At 34.9% G+C, this 18,100-nt stretch carries 16 protein-coding genes; 3 read left to right on the forward strand and 13 right to left on the reverse strand.

From position 1 onward, the window contains the following. Nucleotides 1–387 precede the first annotated feature (387 nt). Nucleotides 388–1,029, forward strand: a complete 642-nt coding sequence (locus GKG01_RS07680; RefSeq protein ID WP_154271966.1) for a dihydroxyacetone kinase subunit L — start codon at nucleotides 388–390, stop codon at nucleotides 1,027–1,029. A gap of 40 nt (nucleotides 1,030–1,069) precedes the next feature. On the opposite strand, the gene GKG01_RS07685 is transcribed toward GKG01_RS07680, so the two are convergent. Beyond that, nucleotides 1,070–1,777 (reverse strand): pseudouridine synthase, encoded by a 708-nt coding sequence (locus GKG01_RS07685; RefSeq protein WP_154271967.1) that lies wholly within the window; start codon nucleotides 1,775–1,777, stop codon nucleotides 1,070–1,072. 36 nt (nucleotides 1,778–1,813) lie between these two features. Here GKG01_RS07685 and GKG01_RS07690 point away from each other — a divergent pair, with 36 nt between their 5' ends. Beyond that, a complete protein-coding gene (locus GKG01_RS07690) occupies nucleotides 1,814–2,086 on the forward strand; it encodes a DUF1294 domain-containing protein (protein WP_154271968.1) in 273 nt (90 codons plus the stop codon). On the opposite strand, the gene GKG01_RS07695 is transcribed toward GKG01_RS07690, so the two are convergent. Genes GKG01_RS07695 through GKG01_RS07715 form a run of 5 tightly spaced genes read right to left on the reverse strand, consistent with a single transcriptional unit; the run spans nucleotide 2,058 to nucleotide 5,874 of the window. Continuing rightward, nucleotides 2,058–3,383, reverse strand: coding sequence for an aldehyde dehydrogenase family protein (locus GKG01_RS07695; RefSeq protein ID WP_154271969.1), 1,326 nt, complete (start codon nucleotides 3,381–3,383; stop codon nucleotides 2,058–2,060). The genes GKG01_RS07690 and GKG01_RS07695 overlap by 29 nt on opposite strands. Nucleotides 3,384–3,442: 59 nt before the next feature. Beyond that, nucleotides 3,443–4,042, reverse strand: coding sequence for a CpsD/CapB family tyrosine-protein kinase (locus tag GKG01_RS07700; protein ID WP_094207647.1), 600 nt, complete (start codon nucleotides 4,040–4,042; stop codon nucleotides 3,443–3,445). Next, the gene (locus GKG01_RS07705) at nucleotides 4,032–4,670 is read right to left on the reverse strand and encodes a Wzz/FepE/Etk N-terminal domain-containing protein (RefSeq protein ID WP_154271970.1); all 639 of its coding nucleotides are present in this window, start codon (nucleotides 4,668–4,670) and stop codon (nucleotides 4,032–4,034) included. Before GKG01_RS07705 ends, GKG01_RS07700 begins: the two co-directional genes overlap by 11 nt. A gap of 1 nt (nucleotide 4,671) precedes the next feature. Beyond that, nucleotides 4,672–5,451: a CpsB/CapC family capsule biosynthesis tyrosine phosphatase gene (locus tag GKG01_RS07710; RefSeq protein ID WP_154271971.1), complete on the reverse strand. Its 780-nt coding sequence runs from the start codon at nucleotides 5,449–5,451 to the stop codon at nucleotides 4,672–4,674. Then, nucleotides 5,452–5,874 (reverse strand): SH3 domain-containing protein, encoded by a 423-nt coding sequence (locus GKG01_RS07715; RefSeq protein ID WP_154271972.1) that lies wholly within the window; start codon nucleotides 5,872–5,874, stop codon nucleotides 5,452–5,454. A 180-nt stretch (nucleotides 5,875–6,054) separates the two neighbouring features. Here GKG01_RS07715 and GKG01_RS07720 point away from each other — a divergent pair, with 180 nt between their 5' ends. Further along, on the forward strand, nucleotides 6,055–6,579 hold the full coding sequence (locus tag GKG01_RS07720; RefSeq protein WP_154271973.1) for a DNA topology modulation protein: 525 nt from the start codon (nucleotides 6,055–6,057) through the stop codon (nucleotides 6,577–6,579). A 115-nt stretch (nucleotides 6,580–6,694) separates the two neighbouring features. Here the strand turns inward: GKG01_RS07720 and GKG01_RS09285 are convergent, their stop codons facing one another. From GKG01_RS09285 to GKG01_RS07765, 7 genes are all read right to left on the reverse strand, one after another. Then, on the reverse strand, nucleotides 6,695–8,710 hold the full coding sequence (locus GKG01_RS09285; RefSeq protein ID WP_154274626.1) for a Rib/alpha-like domain-containing protein: 2,016 nt from the start codon (nucleotides 8,708–8,710) through the stop codon (nucleotides 6,695–6,697). Between the two features lie 437 nt (nucleotides 8,711–9,147). Continuing rightward, nucleotides 9,148–12,351, reverse strand: coding sequence for a Rib/alpha-like domain-containing protein (locus GKG01_RS07740; protein ID WP_172980585.1), 3,204 nt, complete (start codon nucleotides 12,349–12,351; stop codon nucleotides 9,148–9,150). An 842-nt stretch (nucleotides 12,352–13,193) separates the two neighbouring features. After that, nucleotides 13,194–15,065 (reverse strand): adhesion factor FAF, encoded by a 1,872-nt coding sequence (gene faf, locus GKG01_RS07745; protein WP_172975110.1) that lies wholly within the window; start codon nucleotides 15,063–15,065, stop codon nucleotides 13,194–13,196. A 751-nt stretch (nucleotides 15,066–15,816) separates the two neighbouring features. Next, complete coding sequence (locus GKG01_RS07750) at nucleotides 15,817–16,251, reverse strand: GNAT family N-acetyltransferase (RefSeq protein WP_154271976.1); 435 nt, start codon at nucleotides 16,249–16,251, stop codon at nucleotides 15,817–15,819. 22 nt (nucleotides 16,252–16,273) lie between these two features. Further along, nucleotides 16,274–16,972, reverse strand: a complete 699-nt coding sequence (locus GKG01_RS07755) for a YwaF family protein (protein ID WP_154271977.1) — start codon at nucleotides 16,970–16,972, stop codon at nucleotides 16,274–16,276. Further along, nucleotides 16,972–17,691 carry a Type 1 glutamine amidotransferase-like domain-containing protein gene (locus tag GKG01_RS07760; protein WP_154271978.1) on the reverse strand — a complete coding sequence of 240 codons (720 nt, stop codon included), beginning with the start codon at nucleotides 17,689–17,691 and terminating at the stop codon, nucleotides 16,972–16,974. The genes GKG01_RS07755 and GKG01_RS07760 overlap by 1 nt, the downstream gene beginning before the upstream one ends. 9 nt (nucleotides 17,692–17,700) lie before the next feature. Beyond that, nucleotides 17,701–18,099 (reverse strand): HIRAN domain-containing protein, encoded by a 399-nt coding sequence (locus tag GKG01_RS07765; RefSeq protein ID WP_154254838.1) that lies wholly within the window; start codon nucleotides 18,097–18,099, stop codon nucleotides 17,701–17,703. Between the last annotated feature and the right edge of the window lies 1 nt (nucleotide 18,100).

Below are 18,100 nucleotides of genomic sequence, written 5' to 3' on the forward strand. Positions count from 1 at the left end.
CGTTCGTCCTGAGCCAGGATCAAACTCTCAATTTAATGTTTGTTTGAAGCTAGCTTTTCAGCTGACTTTTGCTTTTTATTCTCACCGAATTATTGTTTGGTTTGTACTTCTCTCAAAGTATTTACTTTATTTAATTTATTAAGGTTCTTTGTTAAATTATTTCGTTGCCTCAAGTGACAACTATTAAAGTATACTATACTTTTTTTAGCTTGTCAAGACTTTTTTAAAACTTTTTTAAATTCTTGTAAACTTAATCAAGTTTTTGTTACGTCTCTCTCAGACAACTATTACAGTATACGCTCCTAAATCATACTTGTCAAGTGTTTTTTGAAATTTTTTTAAAATTTTCTGTAATCATGTATAATAATAAGTAAGAAAGGGGTGCTTATGGGATTTACAAATTATGATATTTACAAAGTTTTCGAGATGTATCAGGAATGTTTGATGATTAATTGCTCCCTATTAAATAAATTGGATGAGAATTTGAGTAACAGAGATCACGGTAGCAACCTTAATAATGGTTTCGGCGAACTTTTTATACAATTTCCCGATTTTAAAGATGAAGATATTTCTACGCAGTTCAAAAATCTATCATTTCTATTTACATACAAAGTAAAAGGTGCCACTGCACCTATATACTCATATGTTTTTGATAAGATTTCTGTATACACAAAAGATAAGGATTACTTGGATCGTGAAATGTTCGGAGAAATTTTAAAAATTACAAATGAATCTGTGAAACTAGTTGGAAATTGTAAGCTAAATGACAAGACAGTTCTAGATTGCATTCACGCTGCATCTGAAAGCTTTGAAAAAAATAAAAATGAAAACACAATTAGATTAATGAAAAAAATAAGTGTAGATTGCAAGATAGCTTGTGAACAAACATCAGAAATGTCTGCCAAGAAAGGAAAAGCACGTCACAACGCAATCTACTCCGTTGGTGTAATCGACCCTGGTGCTTATTCGTTGTTTTTGTTTTTCGACACATTATACAAATACGTCCTCAAAAAAAGGCGCACAAAATAAAATCTCAATTCAACTTTTACGTTAAATTGAGATTTTTTCTTTATTCTTCTTCTAGCCCAAGGATTTTTAACTCCTCATCAGTAAGTTCTCTGAAGTCTCCCTCTTCCAAATCATCTGGCAACATAAAATCGCCTATTTGTACCCTCTTAAGTTCTACAACTTCATTGCCAACTTTTTCGAACATTCTTTTGACTTGGTGATATTTACCCTCCTTTATTGTAAGGTAACAATTATAATCGTCGATAATTTCCATCATAGCAGGTTTCGTTATGATATCTTCCGGCATAAGCTTGATGCCTTTTTCGAATGTGTCGTTGTATTTCTCATCGACCTTATCTCTCAAAGTAACCTTGTACTTCTTAGATACATCTTTCTTTGGAGATATCAAATTATGAGCAAATTTCCCGTCGTTCGTTATAATCAAAAGCCCTGTCGTATCCAAATCAAGTCTTCCCACAGGGTTCAAATCAAACACACAAAGCTCTCCCATATCGTCAATCACAGTCTTGTGCATAGGATCTTTCGAATGACTCGTAACACCTTTTCTCTTGTTCATCACGAAATACAAATACTTTCTGTACTCAATGACCTCGTCGTAGATTTTCACCACGTCATTATTTTCGTCTATATGCTCAGAAGACTTCTTCACAGTCACATCATTCACCGTGATAATCCCCTTCTTCACCATTTGTTTTATCTCTTTTCTCGTTGCGATCTTCATCTCGCTAAGCATTCTATCTAATCTCATATCTCTCCTTATGGTACAATAATTTTGGGTGATGTAATGTTTAGTATATATTTTTTAACAATAAATTTAATAACTTTCCTAGCCTTCCTCATAGATAAAAGGAAAGCCATTCACAACAAATACCGAATTTCTGAAAATTTTCTGATACTCTTGTGCATACTCGCAGGCTTCATCGGAGCAATGAGCTCCATGATAATCTTCAAGCACAAACTATACAAGAAGAAATTCACCATAGCAATCCCAATTATTTCACTAATTTATCTTGTAGTATTCGTCTTAATTAGCCGAGGAATTTTTTCATTAAATTAAGCTTTTTGTCCGTAAATGGTTTGAATCTAAATGGATTGTCGACTTTTCTGGAAACATAGACCGATTGTTTGTGTGAAAAAGTGTCAAATCCCCATTTCCCATGGTAATGTCCAAGTCCACTATTCCCAAATCCACCGAAAGGCGCCTTGTTGTTGGAGATGTGCATCATACAATCATTGATACATCCTCCGCCAAATCCCACAGAATTAGTGATATAATCGCACAATTTCTTGTCCTTAGTGAACACATAAAAAGCCAACGGATTGTCCATTCTTCTTATATGCATCAACATCGCATCAATATCAGTGTATGAAATCACAGGAAGTAAAGGCCCAAATATCTCGTCTTTCATTATCTCATCATTAAAAGTCGCATCAGTGAACACACACGGTTCAATAATCATCTCATCATCGTGGTATTTCCCACCGATTCTGTCCGTTCTATCCATCATAATTTTTCTGAACTCATCGTATTTTGCCTTCGTTTTTATCCTAGACATCTCTGAAATATCAGAATAATTCTCATCAATCTCCTTCAGTATATAATGCATAAGCCTATCTTTGATGCTTTCTTCAACCACCAAATAATCAACAGCCACACAAGTTTGTCCAGAATTTGTGAACTTCGCCCAGCAAATCTTCTTCGCTGTATCTTGTAAATCGACATCCTTGTCCACAATACAAGGACTTTTGCCACCCAACTCCAACACACAAGGCTTCAAATTCTCAGCCGCTTTTTTATACACAGCTCGTCCTCTGTTTTTGCTACCAGTGAAGAAATAGAAGTCAAACTCTTCTTCCAACACCTCATCGTAGCTTTTGTCATTTTCAAGATGAACTACATCCTCCACAGGCTTCAAAACCTCTTTCATAAGTTCCCTAATCTTAGGATTTTTTCTACTCATCATCAAATAAACACTATTTCCAGCGGCAATGGCATCAATCACAGGAATCATACTCAAATTAAAAGGATAATTCCACGGACTAATAATCAAACATACCCCGAAAGCTCTGTTTCTGATTTCCGTTTTGTTTGGAAAAGTCAGCAAATCAAAAGAAGTATTCTTAGCTTGTGCAAGTTTTACAGTGTTATTAATGAAGAAATTAAGCTCCTGCATCACAGTTGCATACTCTGTCATGAAACCCTCATATTCGCTTTTTCCGATATCTCCCTTCAAAGCCGAGATTATCTCTTCTCTATGATTTTTCACAGAATCTCGTAGTTTTCTCAGATACAAAACCCTAATAGAAGGCTTCAACAAAACCGTTTGAGATTTTTCTCGTAAGTTTTCAATCATAATTTACCTCTCTATAAAAAATAAGCCAACTGATTCGTGTAAAATCAGTCAGCCTATAATTACTTTTCATTAATACGTACAAGTCCTATCAAATTACCGTTAACATTTCTAATTGAATCGATTGATTTTTCGATGTCGCTCTTCTTAGTTTCTCCAACCTTGTACACCAACAAAGTCGCATCGCAAATCGCTGATAACGCAACAGCATCAGAATAAGCTTCGATTGGAGGAGTATCGATAATCACATAATCGTAGTTATCTTCCAAAATACGGATGAAATTCTTCATAGCTTCACTTGAAATAATCTCATTCGCATTTGGTGGAATAGCTCCAGCGTGAATAATATCCAAATCCCATATCGATTCGTCGTGACTAATCGCAAGATTATAGTCCATCTTATTTACAACGACATTTGTAACGCCGATTTCAGTGTCAATATCATAGAAATTTCTCAAACTTGGTCTTCTCAAATCCATATCCACAATAACAACCTTGTGATTGGACAACGCAAAGCTTTTCGCCAAGTTAGCAGCCACAGAAGTCTTACCTTCTCCAAAAAATCCCGAAGTAACCACGATAGACTTAATATTTGCCCCTGCGAACTTCACATTAGTTCTTAGATATTTGTATTGTTCATTAAACAAAGTCTTATCCTTCATCTATCATAGCACCCCTTTCATCAACATAAGGAATATCTCCAATAACATTTACTCCCAAATCTTCCACATCAGTATTCACTCTCATGACATCATCGTGAGATTCTCTCACCATAAAAGCTATCAGTGAAATAAAAAATCCCACAGCATATGCCAACAAAGTGTCCTTAACCAAATTTGGAGACACAGCTTGTAATGGAGCAGAAGAGTATTCCAACACCTTAACACTGTATTCATCTGCATCGTTCTTCACAGTGATATCTGCCAATTCATCCGCAATATCTCTTGCACGTTGAATAACAGTATCCTCAACATTTATACTAACAATCTTTGAATTTTCATCTGAAATGCTGATTTTCTTTCCCAAATCTTCAACATTTGATCTCAACTTCAAGTTTTGCTTCACTTCAGTCAACACCATTCTAGACTTAACCAAAGACTTCACAGTTTCTATTTGAGTAGTAGAAGTGTTGCCACTTTTCGCGCTCACCACAACCTTGGAATCCACACTGTACACAGGTCTCACCCACATAACATCGTAGCAAATCATCGCAATCCCGAACAAAAGTGCCACCATAACAATAGGCACAAATCTATTTCTCAAAGTTCTTACAAATAAGTTATCTCTCATCTTATCTCCTCTTACCAAAAATCTTCGACAAAACCCCACCGCTCTTCTTCTCTAATACAGGAATCCTGTCTATTCTTTCATCTTCCACAATAAGTTGTGGATTAAGTCTCATAATCAAATCAAAATAATCCGAATCTATAATCTTATGAAGAGATTTAATCCCATCTCTAATATATTCTGCCTCATATGCATTTTCAGATTCCGTAGCCACAACATCCACCATTTGTCTGTCCAACAACTCCTTAGCAGTCTTGAACAACCTGCTAGATTTAGGCTTAACCACAGAACTCATATCCAATTGCACCAAACAGTCCCTTTCCTTCAAAGAAATCAAATAATCTGGATTTTCTTGGACATACTTGCATCTTTCCGGATGAACGATAATCGGAACATATCCTTTGATTTGGATATCGTATATAAACTTATTCAAATCCTTGTATTCAGTTGTACTTGGAAGCTCCAGCAAAATATATCTGGAATAATTAATCGAACTAATCAGATCATTGTGAAAATACTCCATCATCTTAGGATCACAGCTCATCAAATTGCCCGATAACACTTGAAAATCAATCTTTTGATAATCAAGTTCCTCATTAATCCTGTCGATAAGAAGTTGCTTTTCATCAGATGTCAGAACCCTTCCATTAGTAGAAATCTCAGAGGCACTCACAACCTTTTTGTAACCAAGTCTCGCATATTCTATTGCAGTCGCAATAGCCTGATCCATATTACTCGAACCATTCTTCATGTCCGCCATTATCTTGCTATTAACATCAATCATTTACTCACCCAAAAATTCCTTAGAAACAAAACCTACTTGACCATTAAAATCAACCTTAACCCAAGTAGTTCCATCATCATTCTTAGTTTCTTCAATAACCTTAAGCTCATCATTCTTTTTTAACTTAGTCACAATAGAAGAATTAGTGCTAGCTTCACTTCTCATATTCAAAACATCTGTCGTAACCTTCATAGTCTTCTTTTCAGTAGATTCTTCTGGTTTATTAGAATCAGTATTTTCTTCAGAAGGCTTTTCAGTAGTTTCTTCCGGCTTTGAATCCCCAGGCTTAGCTTGTTCTGTAGACTCACCTTCCACAGATTCTGTTATTTCCGTATTTCTCATCGATTCGTAATGTTCCGGTTTTCTCAAGCAACCCGTCGTCAACACCAAAACCAAAATCGCAATAGGTATCAATCTCTTCATCTTATCATCTCCTAATTAACAATTATTATTTTAACATATATTAAGACTTTTATACACATAAAAATCCGCAAAAAATCACTACTTACATTATACCATCAAACGCAAAAATAGTAACGTGACAACCTACTTATTATTATATATAATAATAGAAGATGATCATATTAATATAAGGAGAAAATTTTGAAAATTTCAATAATAGGATATTCTGCATCAGGAAAATCCACACTAGCACAAAACATATCACAAACATACGATCTGCCATTGCTTCATCTTGACCAAGTAAACATGACAGAAAATTGGCAAGAACGTGACCTTGACGAAGCGATTAACATAGTAGAAAATTTTATGAAACAAGACGATTGGGTAATAGATGGAAACTATGATAAACTCAAGAAAACAGAAAGACTAGCTCTATCTGACATCATAATATTCCTCAACTTCAACAGATTCAATTGCCTTGCAAGAGCCATCAAACGCTACATCAAATACCATGGCAAAACCAGAGAAAGTTTACCAGACAATTGCCCCGAAAAACTAGACTTTGAATTCATCAAGTGGATACTCATTGATGGTCGTAGCAAAGAAAAACGCGAAAACTACGCCAACATGAAAAAACATTACTCCCACAAATGGATTCAAATCAATAACCAAGAAGAACTCACAAAATTTAAGAAATACCTCCAACGAAGTAACGCGAGCCTGTAATAGGCTCTTTTTTTGGTTGGGGTTTTTAAGAATCAAATATTTTTGCATATAAAAATACCCGATCGTACGATCGGGTATTTTCAGTTCAATAAACTACAGAATTAAAATCTATAATTTACTCTTCATCTTCTTTTTTCTTCTTTGAAACATACAATCCACCCAAAGTAGATAGAGCTGCAGCAGCCATCATCATAGCTTCTGATTCAATACCTGCTTTTGGTAAATTCTTAGCTGGTTTGTCTTGTTTAGAAGGTTTAGAAGGTCTAGTTGGTGCATCGGCAATCTTTTCAACTAAATCACTACCCTTGATAGTATCCTTAGATCCATCTGGATAAGTGATAGTAGCCGATCCGTCGTTTCCGATTTCAACCTTAGTTCCTTGTGGGAATTTATCCTTATTAGCCTTTTCAATAGAATCCTTAACCTTGTCTTTTTCGTCCTTAGTTAAGTTAGAAGGATCTTCAACCTTAGTCTTTCCTGGAACTGTTGGATCTACCTTATCAGCGATATTCTTGTCTGATGGTTTATTGTTATCACCAGGTTTGTTTCCATCGCCAGGTTTTTGATCATCGCCAGGTTTGTTTCCATCACCAGGTTTTTGACCATCGCCAGGTTTGTTTCCATCACCAGGTTTTTGACCATCGCCAGGTTTGTTTCCGTCGCCAGGTTTGTTTCCATCACCAGGTTTGTTTCCGTCGCCAGGTTTTGATGGATCAGTTGGGCCACCTGGAGTTGTTCCTGGGTTATCTCCAGTAGATTTTTCATTAACCAACTTGTCTGCTGGAATAGTATCCTTTGATCCATCTGGGTATGTGATTGTCGCATTGCCCTTTTCGTCAACGTCTACTTTTGTTCCTTCTGGGAACTTATCCTTGTTAGCATCTTCAATCTTCTTCTTAACTTCTTCTTTTTCCTTATCAGTTAAGTTATCTTTGTCACCTACATCAGTCTTTCCTGGAATAGTTGGGTCGATAATATCAGAGATTGGAAGTTCTGGTCTATTATCAATTTCTGGATCTCCATGCTTGTATTTGAATACAAGGTCTTCTGCTGGGATAGTATCCTTTGATCCATCTGGGTATGTGATTGTTGCATTACCCTTATCATCAACTGATACTTCTGTTCCTTCTGGGAACTTATCCTTATTAGCATCTTCAATCTTCTTCTTAACTTTTTCTTTTTCCTTATCAGTTAATTTATCAAGATCTTTAACTCCAGTTTTTTCTGGTAGATTTGGTTGAACTTTTTCTGCATCAGTTGCACCCTTTTCAGTTATAGTTTGATCAGGAGTTAAAGTATTTGTTGATCCATCTGGATAAGTGATAGTTACTGATCCATCATCGCCTACTTCTACCTTGTCAGCTTTTGGATTCTTTTCTTTAACTTTCTTTTCTACTTCAGCTTTTTCGTCTGAAGTTAGTTTCTTTTTATTTTCAACTTCTGTTTTTTCTGGCTCAACTGCTGGATTCTTTTCAGCGTCTGTTTGAGTTTTACCCTTTTCTACTACAGTTTGGTCAGGAGTCAAAGTATTTGTTGATCCGTCTGGATAAGTTATAGTTACTGATCCATCATCGCCTACTTCTACCTTGTCAGCTTTTGGATTCTTTTCTTTAACTTTCTTTTCTACTTCAGCTTTTTCGTCTGAAGTTAGTTTCTTTTTATTTTCAACTTCTGTTTTTTCTGGCTCAACTGCTGGATTCTTTTCAGCGTCTGTTTGAGTTTTACCCTTTTCTACTACAGTTTGGTCAGGAGTCAAAGTATTTGTTGATCCGTCTGGATAAGTTATAGTTACTGATCCATCATCGCCTACTTCTACCTTGTCAGCTTTTGGATTCTTTTCTTTAACTTTCTTTTCTACTTCAGCTTTTTCGTCTGAAGTTAGTTTCTTTTTATTTTCAACTTCTGTTTTTTCTGGCTCAACTGCTGGATTCTTTTCAGCGTCTGTTTGACCTTCTACCACTTTTACAATAACTTGTACATATTGTTTAGATCCATCTGGATAAGTGATAACTACATTTTCGGTATATTTTCCAGCTTCATTATCTTTAGTAGGAAGTTTACTTGAATCTACATAAAGCCATGCGTTAGATTTATTGCCGATTGGAAGTGAGATATTATTTTTATCATCCACAACAAATGTTTGATCTTTGTAAATGAGCTTAACCTTCTCATAAACATCATGAGCTGTTACATCTGTACCTTTTGATACAACTAGCTCTCCGCCTTCAGCATCGAAAAAGTCTTTCCAAGCTTTTACTGTAACTGGTACGTCTACTACTTCACTTGATCCATCTGGATAAGTTACTTCAACTTTTCCTGTGTAATCGCCAGGTTTGTTTGTATCAATTGCTCCTTCTGGAGTTACATCTTTAACTGTTGTACCTTCTGGAAGTTTATCTAGGTTTGTTACGTTGTCTGTTAAGTCAACTTTTCCACCTTTTTCTACTTCTTCTTTTTCTACAGTTGGCGTATACTTATCAGCTTCTGTTGGTGCTGGTGTTGTATCTTTGATTGTTACTGGAACTGTTAACTTATCTGTACTTCCGTCTGGATATGTTACTGTTACAGCTACATCTGTTGTACCAACTGTGTTTCCATCTGGTAATTTACNTTTGGTGTTTGTCCAGGGAATTTTGGATTTTCTTTGAAATCTGGAACTTTTACTGCATCTGTAACGTCTTTTTCTGTTACTGCTGTTCCTTTATCTTTTTCTACTGGATCTGATGTTGGTGTATACTTATCAGCTTCTGTTGGTGCTGGTGTTGTATCTTTGATTGTTACTGGAACTGTTAACTTATCTGTACTTCCGTCTGGATATGTTACTGTTACAGCTACATCTGTTGTACCAACTGTGTTTCCATCTGGTAATTTACTTGGATCATCTACTGTTACCTTTGGTGTTTGTCCAGGGAATTTTGGATTTTCTTTGAAATCTGGAACTTTTACTGCATCTGTAACGTCTTTTTCTGTTACTGCTGTTCCTTTATCTTTTTCTACTGGATCTGATGTTGGCGTATACTTATCAGCTTCTTGTTCAGTTTTTTCTTTTATTACTAGTGGTACTAAATCCTTGTGATCTTTTTTAACTAGAACTTCTTCGCCCTTAGAGTTTAGCTTGTAGATGTCATATGTTACTTCTACGTTTGGTCCCATTGCTCCATCATCTGTTGTTTGAGTTGCTGAAACTTCTTTTGTTGGAGTACCTGTAATTTGGTTATTTTCTATAGTTAGACCGTCGATAGCTTTTCCATCTATGAATTTTGAAGTAACATTCTTAAATACATAGCCTTCGATTGCTTGTGGCTTAACTTCTTGGTTATATGCTTTCCCAACTTCTCCATTTTCAAGTGGTGAGTCTGTTATTAGGGCTTCATAGTTTCTTGAACCCTTGATGTCTCCACTTTCCTCTTGTATAGTTGTACTGACTTTTACAGAATATTCACCAGCCTTGGTTGGTTTTCCTGAAATAGTACCATTTGCTGGGTCTATAGATAATCCTTCTGGAAGACCTTCTGCTTCGTACATACCGTTCTTTTGAGGGTTTGGATTTTTTATTGAGAAGTCATCATATCTTGATGCAACTAGGTTAGATATTTTAACTACAAAAGAGTCTACAGCAATTAATTCTTTATCTTTTCCATTTTTATCAACTCTGTAAAGTTTGGCTGTAAGTTCTGTTGTTTTAGTTATACCTGTTGTATCGAAAGGTTCTGATGGGATTTGGCCTGTTCCATCCGGTTGAACTGCCTTTCCTTCTTTAACAACCTTTCCGTCTTGATCGTACCAAACGATTCTGAATCTTTCAGAAGTCTTTGAGTATGGTAAGCCTGTTGTCTTAGTCTCAGCAACGTCTCCTGGTAGGGCTGTGTTGGCACCTGAATCATAGTTAGTGATGTCGAATTTAACATCGTTTATACCAAATGCAAAGTCAGATCTTAGAACTCTTGTTAAAGCATTTGTAACACCTACACCAAAACCTGTTCCTGACCAACCTGAGTGAATACCCCAGTCGGAGTTCATTGAAGTGTAGTAGTTGTTATTATAAGGAGTCATTACACGCAAACCATCTGTATCATCGGTGGATACAAACATCCAGTCGTAGTTGATGTGCTTTTCGTTATAATTCAGTGCAGCATCTGCAAATGAACCATCGCTTGCCTCAGTTGCTACATTTCCCAATCTATCAATAGCCTGTTGTGTCCAACCAAACTTACCTGCTTGTTCAGTATAGCCTTGAGCTACAGCAGCATTTTGTTTGTAGCCCCAAACACCATTAAATTGAAGGATGTATTCACCTTCTGCATTAGTCTTGGCAGTTACTGTCTCTGCAATCCATTTTGTTGGGTCCTTGGCTACTTGTTCTTTAACCCACTTTTGTAAGTCTGCTTCTTGGGCTGATGTCCAACCTCTTCCTCTAATTTTAGATGCATCAGACACTCCCATAATCTTAGCTGTTTCAGCACTATAGATTTGCTTCATAGCATAGTCAGATAGGTAGGATGCCCTTACAGTTACATCTGGAGCTGGAGTTGTGTGGTCTGCAACAGTATTCCATTGAACTCCACCAACACCTGATGTATAGTCCCAAGATACTTTACCAGTCATATATCCACCAGTTTTAGATTGAACCGGTGTTTCCTTAGCATCTGTTCTATGCATTTCTGCTTTTGGCTTTTGCATTAAAAGGATCTTCCAGTTTTCGTGGGTATTTTTAGTAGTGTCTGAACCTGACCCACCTTGAGTTATAGTGGCAGCTCCTTGTGGAAATATTACTTGTTCACCTGTAATATATTGAAGTTGGTAACCTTCTGGAATAGTAGTTTGGTCTACCCAGAAACGATACTTTTCGTGACCAGCTGATACAGTAGGGTCAGCATCAAATTTAATGAGCTTTCCGTCTCCTGCTATATATGGTTTTAGACCAATGTTAAGTCTACCGTTAGCATCTGATACTGCTGTATAAACCGGAGACACATGTCCACCATCTTCAAACCATTGGAAATATGCTCTAACACCTTCGATTGGTTTAAATTCTTGACCCGTCGCACCAGCTAATGGTAAGTTTAAGTCTCCACCTGTTTGAACACCTACAAAGGCATGAACAGCATTTTTTGCTTTATTACCTACTTCTGATTCTTCTGGCTGTGCTGCATCTCTCACTGCTACTGTTTCTTTTTCTGGTGCTAATGCTAATTCAGGTTGATTTAGTTTTTCTATAGCATCTTTGATGTGTTTTTCAACATCGTAATTAGCATCTTTTTCTAGTTCTAATTTAATGTCGTTTTCAATCTTTTGGATTTGTTCTTCATCAAATCCAGCGTCAAAAAGTTGTTTCTTTTGTTCTTCTGTTAATTTGAATTCAGTAGTTTTTTCTGCTGTTTCTTCAGTTGTTGCTTCAGATGTTTCTTCTGCAGTTGTTCTAACAGTTCTCTCTTGTGCATTTGTTTCTTTTGCATTTGAAGAATAAGCTTCTACGTGAGAAACTGGTTTTTCAGTTTCTGCAATTTCAGCAGTTTCTTCTTTTGGTTGTTCTGATTCTTCTTCAACGTTTTCAGTGTTTGCAACTTCCGTTGATTCAACTGTAGCTTCTACAGCTTGTGGTTGGTCAACTTTTTCAGCTGCAACAACGTTTGGGGTGAAGAACATCATGTAACCTAAAAGGCATGAAACTACACCTACTGTTAGTTTCCTAAGACCATATTTTGGTCTTTCGTTAGAGCTTTTGGCTCTTTTTTCGGTAATGATTTTTTCAAATATCTTTTTGTTATTCATTACATTTTCCTTTCTTAGAATATTTTCTCTATTGGGTGGTTGGTTTTTGTGACAAAAATAAAATTTCGTATTAAAAATTGTTACTTTTTTGTAATATTTCTCTTTTAAACTCATTTTAAAAAGCAAACCACAACAATTGTGAACTTAGAATTTTATTTTTTAAATAATGAAAAGCCCGGAAATCGGCTTGTAAACTAATGTACAAAAGGAATGATTTGTTCAAAAGTTTTCTAACATTAAATAAAAAAATCAACTCTTCGTATGGATATTTTACCACAATGAATAAAAAATGCAAGCATAATGGAAGCAAATTAAACAAATCTATTATTTGTTGAATTATCCTGATTCATAGGGATTACATGTTAATCAACCTGTCTATGACAACATTTGTGCATATGTTTTTATCGTGCTAAATAATGTATCGTTATTCTTTTATATTCCTAATTATCACATTTAGTAAAAAACACCTATTCTTTTAAAAATTATGGTTTTTTTGAAATTAGTTAAAGATTTTAAATTTTTGTTTGATTTGTTAAGTTTATATTGTTTTAAACATTATTTTTTCACTAGTAATGTTAATTCTATTTGGTTTTAAATTGTAAAATGAATTATTATTTTCAATCTAAATTAGTAATTAGACTTAATTAAAATAAAAGTATCAATATTTTCACAAAAATAAAGTGGTTTTTCAATCAATATGAATTTTTATGATTTTTGACATTTTGGGACAGAATTTTTTTAACCCGAAAATTTATTTCAAATTAAGTTACCAATCTATTACATAAAAAAAGAGAGGACTGACGTCCTCTCTAAATCTTTTTAGTATAATCTATTTGCGTAAATTATTTACGTTTTTTAAGTGAAAGATAAGCTCCACCCATAGTAGCCATTGCTGCTGCTGCTATTGTAGCTGCTTCAGCTGCTGCACCTGCTTTTGGTAATTGTTTCTTTACTTTTTTAGCTGGTTTAGCTGGTTTTTTGTTATCTTCTTTTTCTGGTTTTTTGTTGTTTTCTGGTTTCTTTTCGTCGTCTTTTTCTTTTTCAACTACGATTGTTCCACCTTCGATAACTTTTTCGTCATCTTTTTCTTCTTTTTTGTCTTCTTTTCCACCCTTGATAGTTACATATTCAGGAATTTCAACTTCTGTATCTTTAGCTTCTTCTTTTTTTTCAGATATTTCTTCAACGTTGTTTTCAGCTTTTACTTCAGCTTCTGGTCTGAATAATCCTTTAACTTCAGAAACTAATTTACCTTTTTGAACTACTTTGTATCCTGTTGGAACTTTAGTTACTGTAATCTTGTAAGTTCCTTCAGCAATACCTTTAACAATGATGTCTCCGTTTTCATCAGAAGTTCCAACGTAAACTTTTGAACGATCTTCGATGTTTGTGAAAGTTAATGTTAATCCTTGTACACCTTTACCAGCTGTGTCTTTTACTGCGAATTTGTAAGTGTAAACTGTTTTAACTTCTTTGATTTCGTCTTTAGTTTTATCGTATTCTTCTTTAAGTTTATCTAATTCTTTTTGTAACTTAGCAATTGCATCAGCTTGTTCACTCTTGCTTAATTGTGAGAAGTTTTCAAGTTCTTTGATCATGTCAGCATTTAACTTGCCAGTTAAAGAATTAATTCCTTGATTTTGATCTTTTAAGATAATGTTAATTCTAACATATTTTTCTTTTAATTTCTTTTCAATTGATTTTAATTCTTCAGTAACTTTGTATGCTTTTTGATTAGCTACTGCATATTCTTTAGAAGCCTTGTCATAAGCATCTCTAGCTGCTAAATAGCTTTCATAAGCTGCTTTTGTATTAGCTTTTGCATCATCATATGCTTTATTAACTTTCTTTGTTTCTCTTTCAATTTTAGTTAATTCAGCTGCAGCATCTCCATAGTTATCATTTAAGATATATTTTTTATCTAATTCTTGTTTTTTAGCTTGATATAAAGTATCAGCTTGTTTTTCAGCTTGTTCTAAAGTTGCTTTTGCTGCTTTTTTAACATCAGTTCTTTCATTAGATGCTTTTTCAGCCGCATTATTAGCTTTTGCTAATTCTAATTTAGCATTTTCAACAGCTTTTCTAGCTTCAGTAATGTGCGCTTCATCAGCTGGTTTTTGAGCTTCTGCTTCTTCTAATGCTTTTTCAGCTGCGTGTAATTCAATCAATGCTTTATCAGCTGCTGCTGAAGCTGATTCGAATTTTCTTTGCATATTAGCAATTGTAGTATCGTATTCTCTTTGAGCTTGTTTTTTAGCTGCATCACGAGTTGCTTCTGCTTCTTTTAATTGCTTGTAATATTCTCCAACTTTAGCGTCATATTTATCTTTTTGTGCAATTTTAGCTAATCTAGCTTTTTCTTCAGCATCTTTTGCTGCTTCCCAAGCTTTTGTAGCTGCTTCGTAGTTAGCTTTTGCTTTTTCGTATTTAGCTTTTGCTGCTGCTTCTTGAGCTTGTAATTTTTCAATTAGACCTTCAGAAGTTTGGCCTGAAGCCCATTCTTGAGTTACAATAGCTGCTCTTCTCTTTGATAATTCAGCGATTTCTTTTGCTAATTCATCCAATCTAGCAGCTGCTTGTTCTTTAGTTAAGTTTAATTCTTCAGTGTAAGAATTTTCTGCAGAATTCTTTTCAGCGAATGTTCCAGCTGGAACTGCTGTTACGATTAAAGCACCAGCTAATGCTGCTGTCAATAATTTTTTGTTTAATTTCATTGGTTTATTCCTCCTAAAATTTTTAACCTTCATAAACTTAAACTTATATCATTTATGACTGTTTATCTGTAATTATATTTTAAATCAAATAATTTAATAAATCAAGCCTTTTAATAAAAGTTTAGTGCTGATTTATCTAAAATATAACTTAGTAAACTTTCACTTTATGATAACGTGTGTCTATGTAACTTTTATTATACTATAATGAATTAAAATTTCAACCTTTTTTCGGGAAATTTTTGTGTTTTTACATATTTTTAATGGATTTTTTATGTTTTTTTGATATTAGATGTATTTATTCTTGGTTTTTCTTGGTTTGTATTTGTAGATTTCTCTTAATTTAAATTATTTTTTTGAGTTTGTTTTTGATTTTTATGTTCTAATTTTTTTCGATTTCTTTCCTTATTTATTATTATATGTTCGTGTGGTAATTATTAGAAGTGTTGTTATGTGAATATTGTGATATCTGTGAAAATATTTACCTGTCAATTTCGTTATAAAATTATTACTAGCAGTGGTACTTACAGCACAATGTTATTTCATTTTGAGTTTGTTTGATTTATGTCAGGTGCTTTGTGTTTACGCTGTTTTGCTAAAGTATCTGTTTGTTCGATGTTAACTATCGGTATTGTTAGTATAAATGAGATTTGTTTTTGTAACTTTTTTGTAATTTTTTTAAAATTATCTCTTATTTTTATTTTTTTCAAAGAAAAAACACCAAGTTTTTTTGTCCTTGGTGTGTTGTCGTGTTTTAACTTACAATATATTTCATTTGTATGTGTGGGATTCCATCTTCATCGAACGGTTCTGAGGTTTGAGAGAATCCTAATTTTTCATAAAATTTTTGGGCGTAGGTTTGAGCTTCTATGATTATGGTGTCTGCGTGAAGTGTTTTTTCTGCAAACTCGATAGCTGATTTCATTATTTGTGTGCCGTATCCTTTGCCTCTTTCTGATGCGATTACTCTTCCGATGTGGAATGTGTCTTCTATTTTGTACAATCTACAGTAAGCCAAGATTTTTGAGTTGTTGTTTTGCAAATATATGTGGTGGCTGATTGTGTCGATGTCGTCTACTTCGTGATACGGGCATCGTTGTTCAACTACGAATACATCGACTCGGAGTTTGTAGATGTTAAATAGTTCTTGTGTTGTGAGCTTGTCGAATAGTTTGATGATTGTGTTCATTGTTTCTCCTAGAATTATGCGATTATTGTTGGATAGTAAGTTGTGGTTCGGGTTGTCGATTCTTAAATGATTTGTTGTGTGTTTTTTCTGCAATTGTAATCAAAGATGTGATGATTAATGTCATTATTAGGAATGTGACTTTTGGTGTGAATTTCACTGGTACTGATTGTGGAAATTGTACTAGGTATCCGTAATTTGTGTGGATTATTAGGTTGACTGTCATGATTAATGCGTTCATTATGGCGGTTATGATGAGTGAATGTTTTAGTTTGAGTGTTGTTTGTTTTGTGAATAATATTGTCGCTCCACAATATCCTAATATCAAATGATTGATAATGTAGGTAAGGTTGGTTACGTGCGGCCACAGATATTTGGAAGGGTCCGGGAATGCAAATGATATTATGGCTCCGATTAATCCGAGCCACGCAAAGTATCGCATTAGTTTGTCGTTATTCAAGATGTAAGCTATTAGCATCATGATTGCTGATATTCGGCAATGAAACAGCGGCAATCCTTCTTTGATGAAAAGTGTATTATTTCCTGCGTACCATGCAAATAGTAGTATTTGACCAAACAATCCAACAAACAATGCTGGTTTGAGTAGGTTGGTTTTGTGTTTGAGTTTGTATGCCAAAAAAATTACTAGGACTAATGATAGTCTTAGTAATGTTATGTTGATATTGGTGTAGGTATCTTCGTTGTATCTGAAAAATTCTGTCATTAATTTACTCCTCGTAGATTTACGGTTTGTCCAGTGTTACATACTTTTTTGATTTTGCCGTCTTTTATGACGTAGCAATTTCCGTAGATTATGTTTTCTGTGGCTACGATATATGCTCCATCTTCTATGGCGTAGAATTTTTTTCCGTAGCTGTCTGGTAGTGTGACATCTTCCATGATTCGTTGGTTGTCAATTCGTTGATGTTTGATTTCTTTGTAGTGTGGAAGTACAGATATATCCACAATTCCTAGTCCTTTGAGAAATCTACGGTAGTGAGTGGATTTGACTTCGCCAAAATTTTCTGGCTGTGCGTATACTTCTGCTGCTGCATTCATGCTCCCTGCACTGATTCCTATTACAAGTCCGTTGTAGTTTTTGATGTATTTTTGAAGATGTATGTGATGGAAGAATTTGTTCTGTGTGGGAACGTGACCTCCTGCCAGTATTATTAGGTTAGATTTTGATATTAGCTGTTGTATGATTGATTTTTTGTAAATGGATAGTACTTCCCAGTCTTTTACAGTGAATCCACTTTTTTCGAAGGCTCTTTTGTGGTGCGAGCTAATTGTGTTGGTTAAAAGTGGTGTGTGTGGATCTGATGGAACGTACAGACAGTAGATATCCTCTACGTATTCGTGGATTTTGTCGACAAAACCATTTTGGCTGTTAAGTTGTCTTTTGTCAGGAGACATTATGTCGCTTGTAAGTATCACGTTCATTGCGTTCTCCTATATTTCGTGCAAATATATTTCGATTTGGATTTTGACCCAATTATCCAATATTTCCTTGGATATTACTTTGCCGTAGAGTAGTTTACCGGCGTCCATTAATCGTGAAAATACAATGTTGTCAGCTTTTGGTACGTATCCAATCTTTACGTTCATATCATTTCTGATTTCGATGGCGTTAGCATCGTAGGGGTTGTCCTGTTGTCTGTAAAATTCCAGCCTATCTCCTATGTGGATGTGCTTTTCTAATTCGTCCATTCCTTCGATGTGTGTGGTCCCTGCGATATGCGTATCGAACAGCAAAATATCACGTTGGAACGGTTTGATTCCAGCTAAGCCATGTCCATCAGTGTATTTTATTCTCAAATAATCGTTGTTCTTTTTTATGATGTCACTCATT

The organism is Finegoldia sp. BIOML-A4 (assembly GCF_009679635.1).
Taxonomy (GTDB): Bacteria; Bacillota; Clostridia; order Tissierellales; family Peptoniphilaceae; genus Finegoldia; species Finegoldia magna.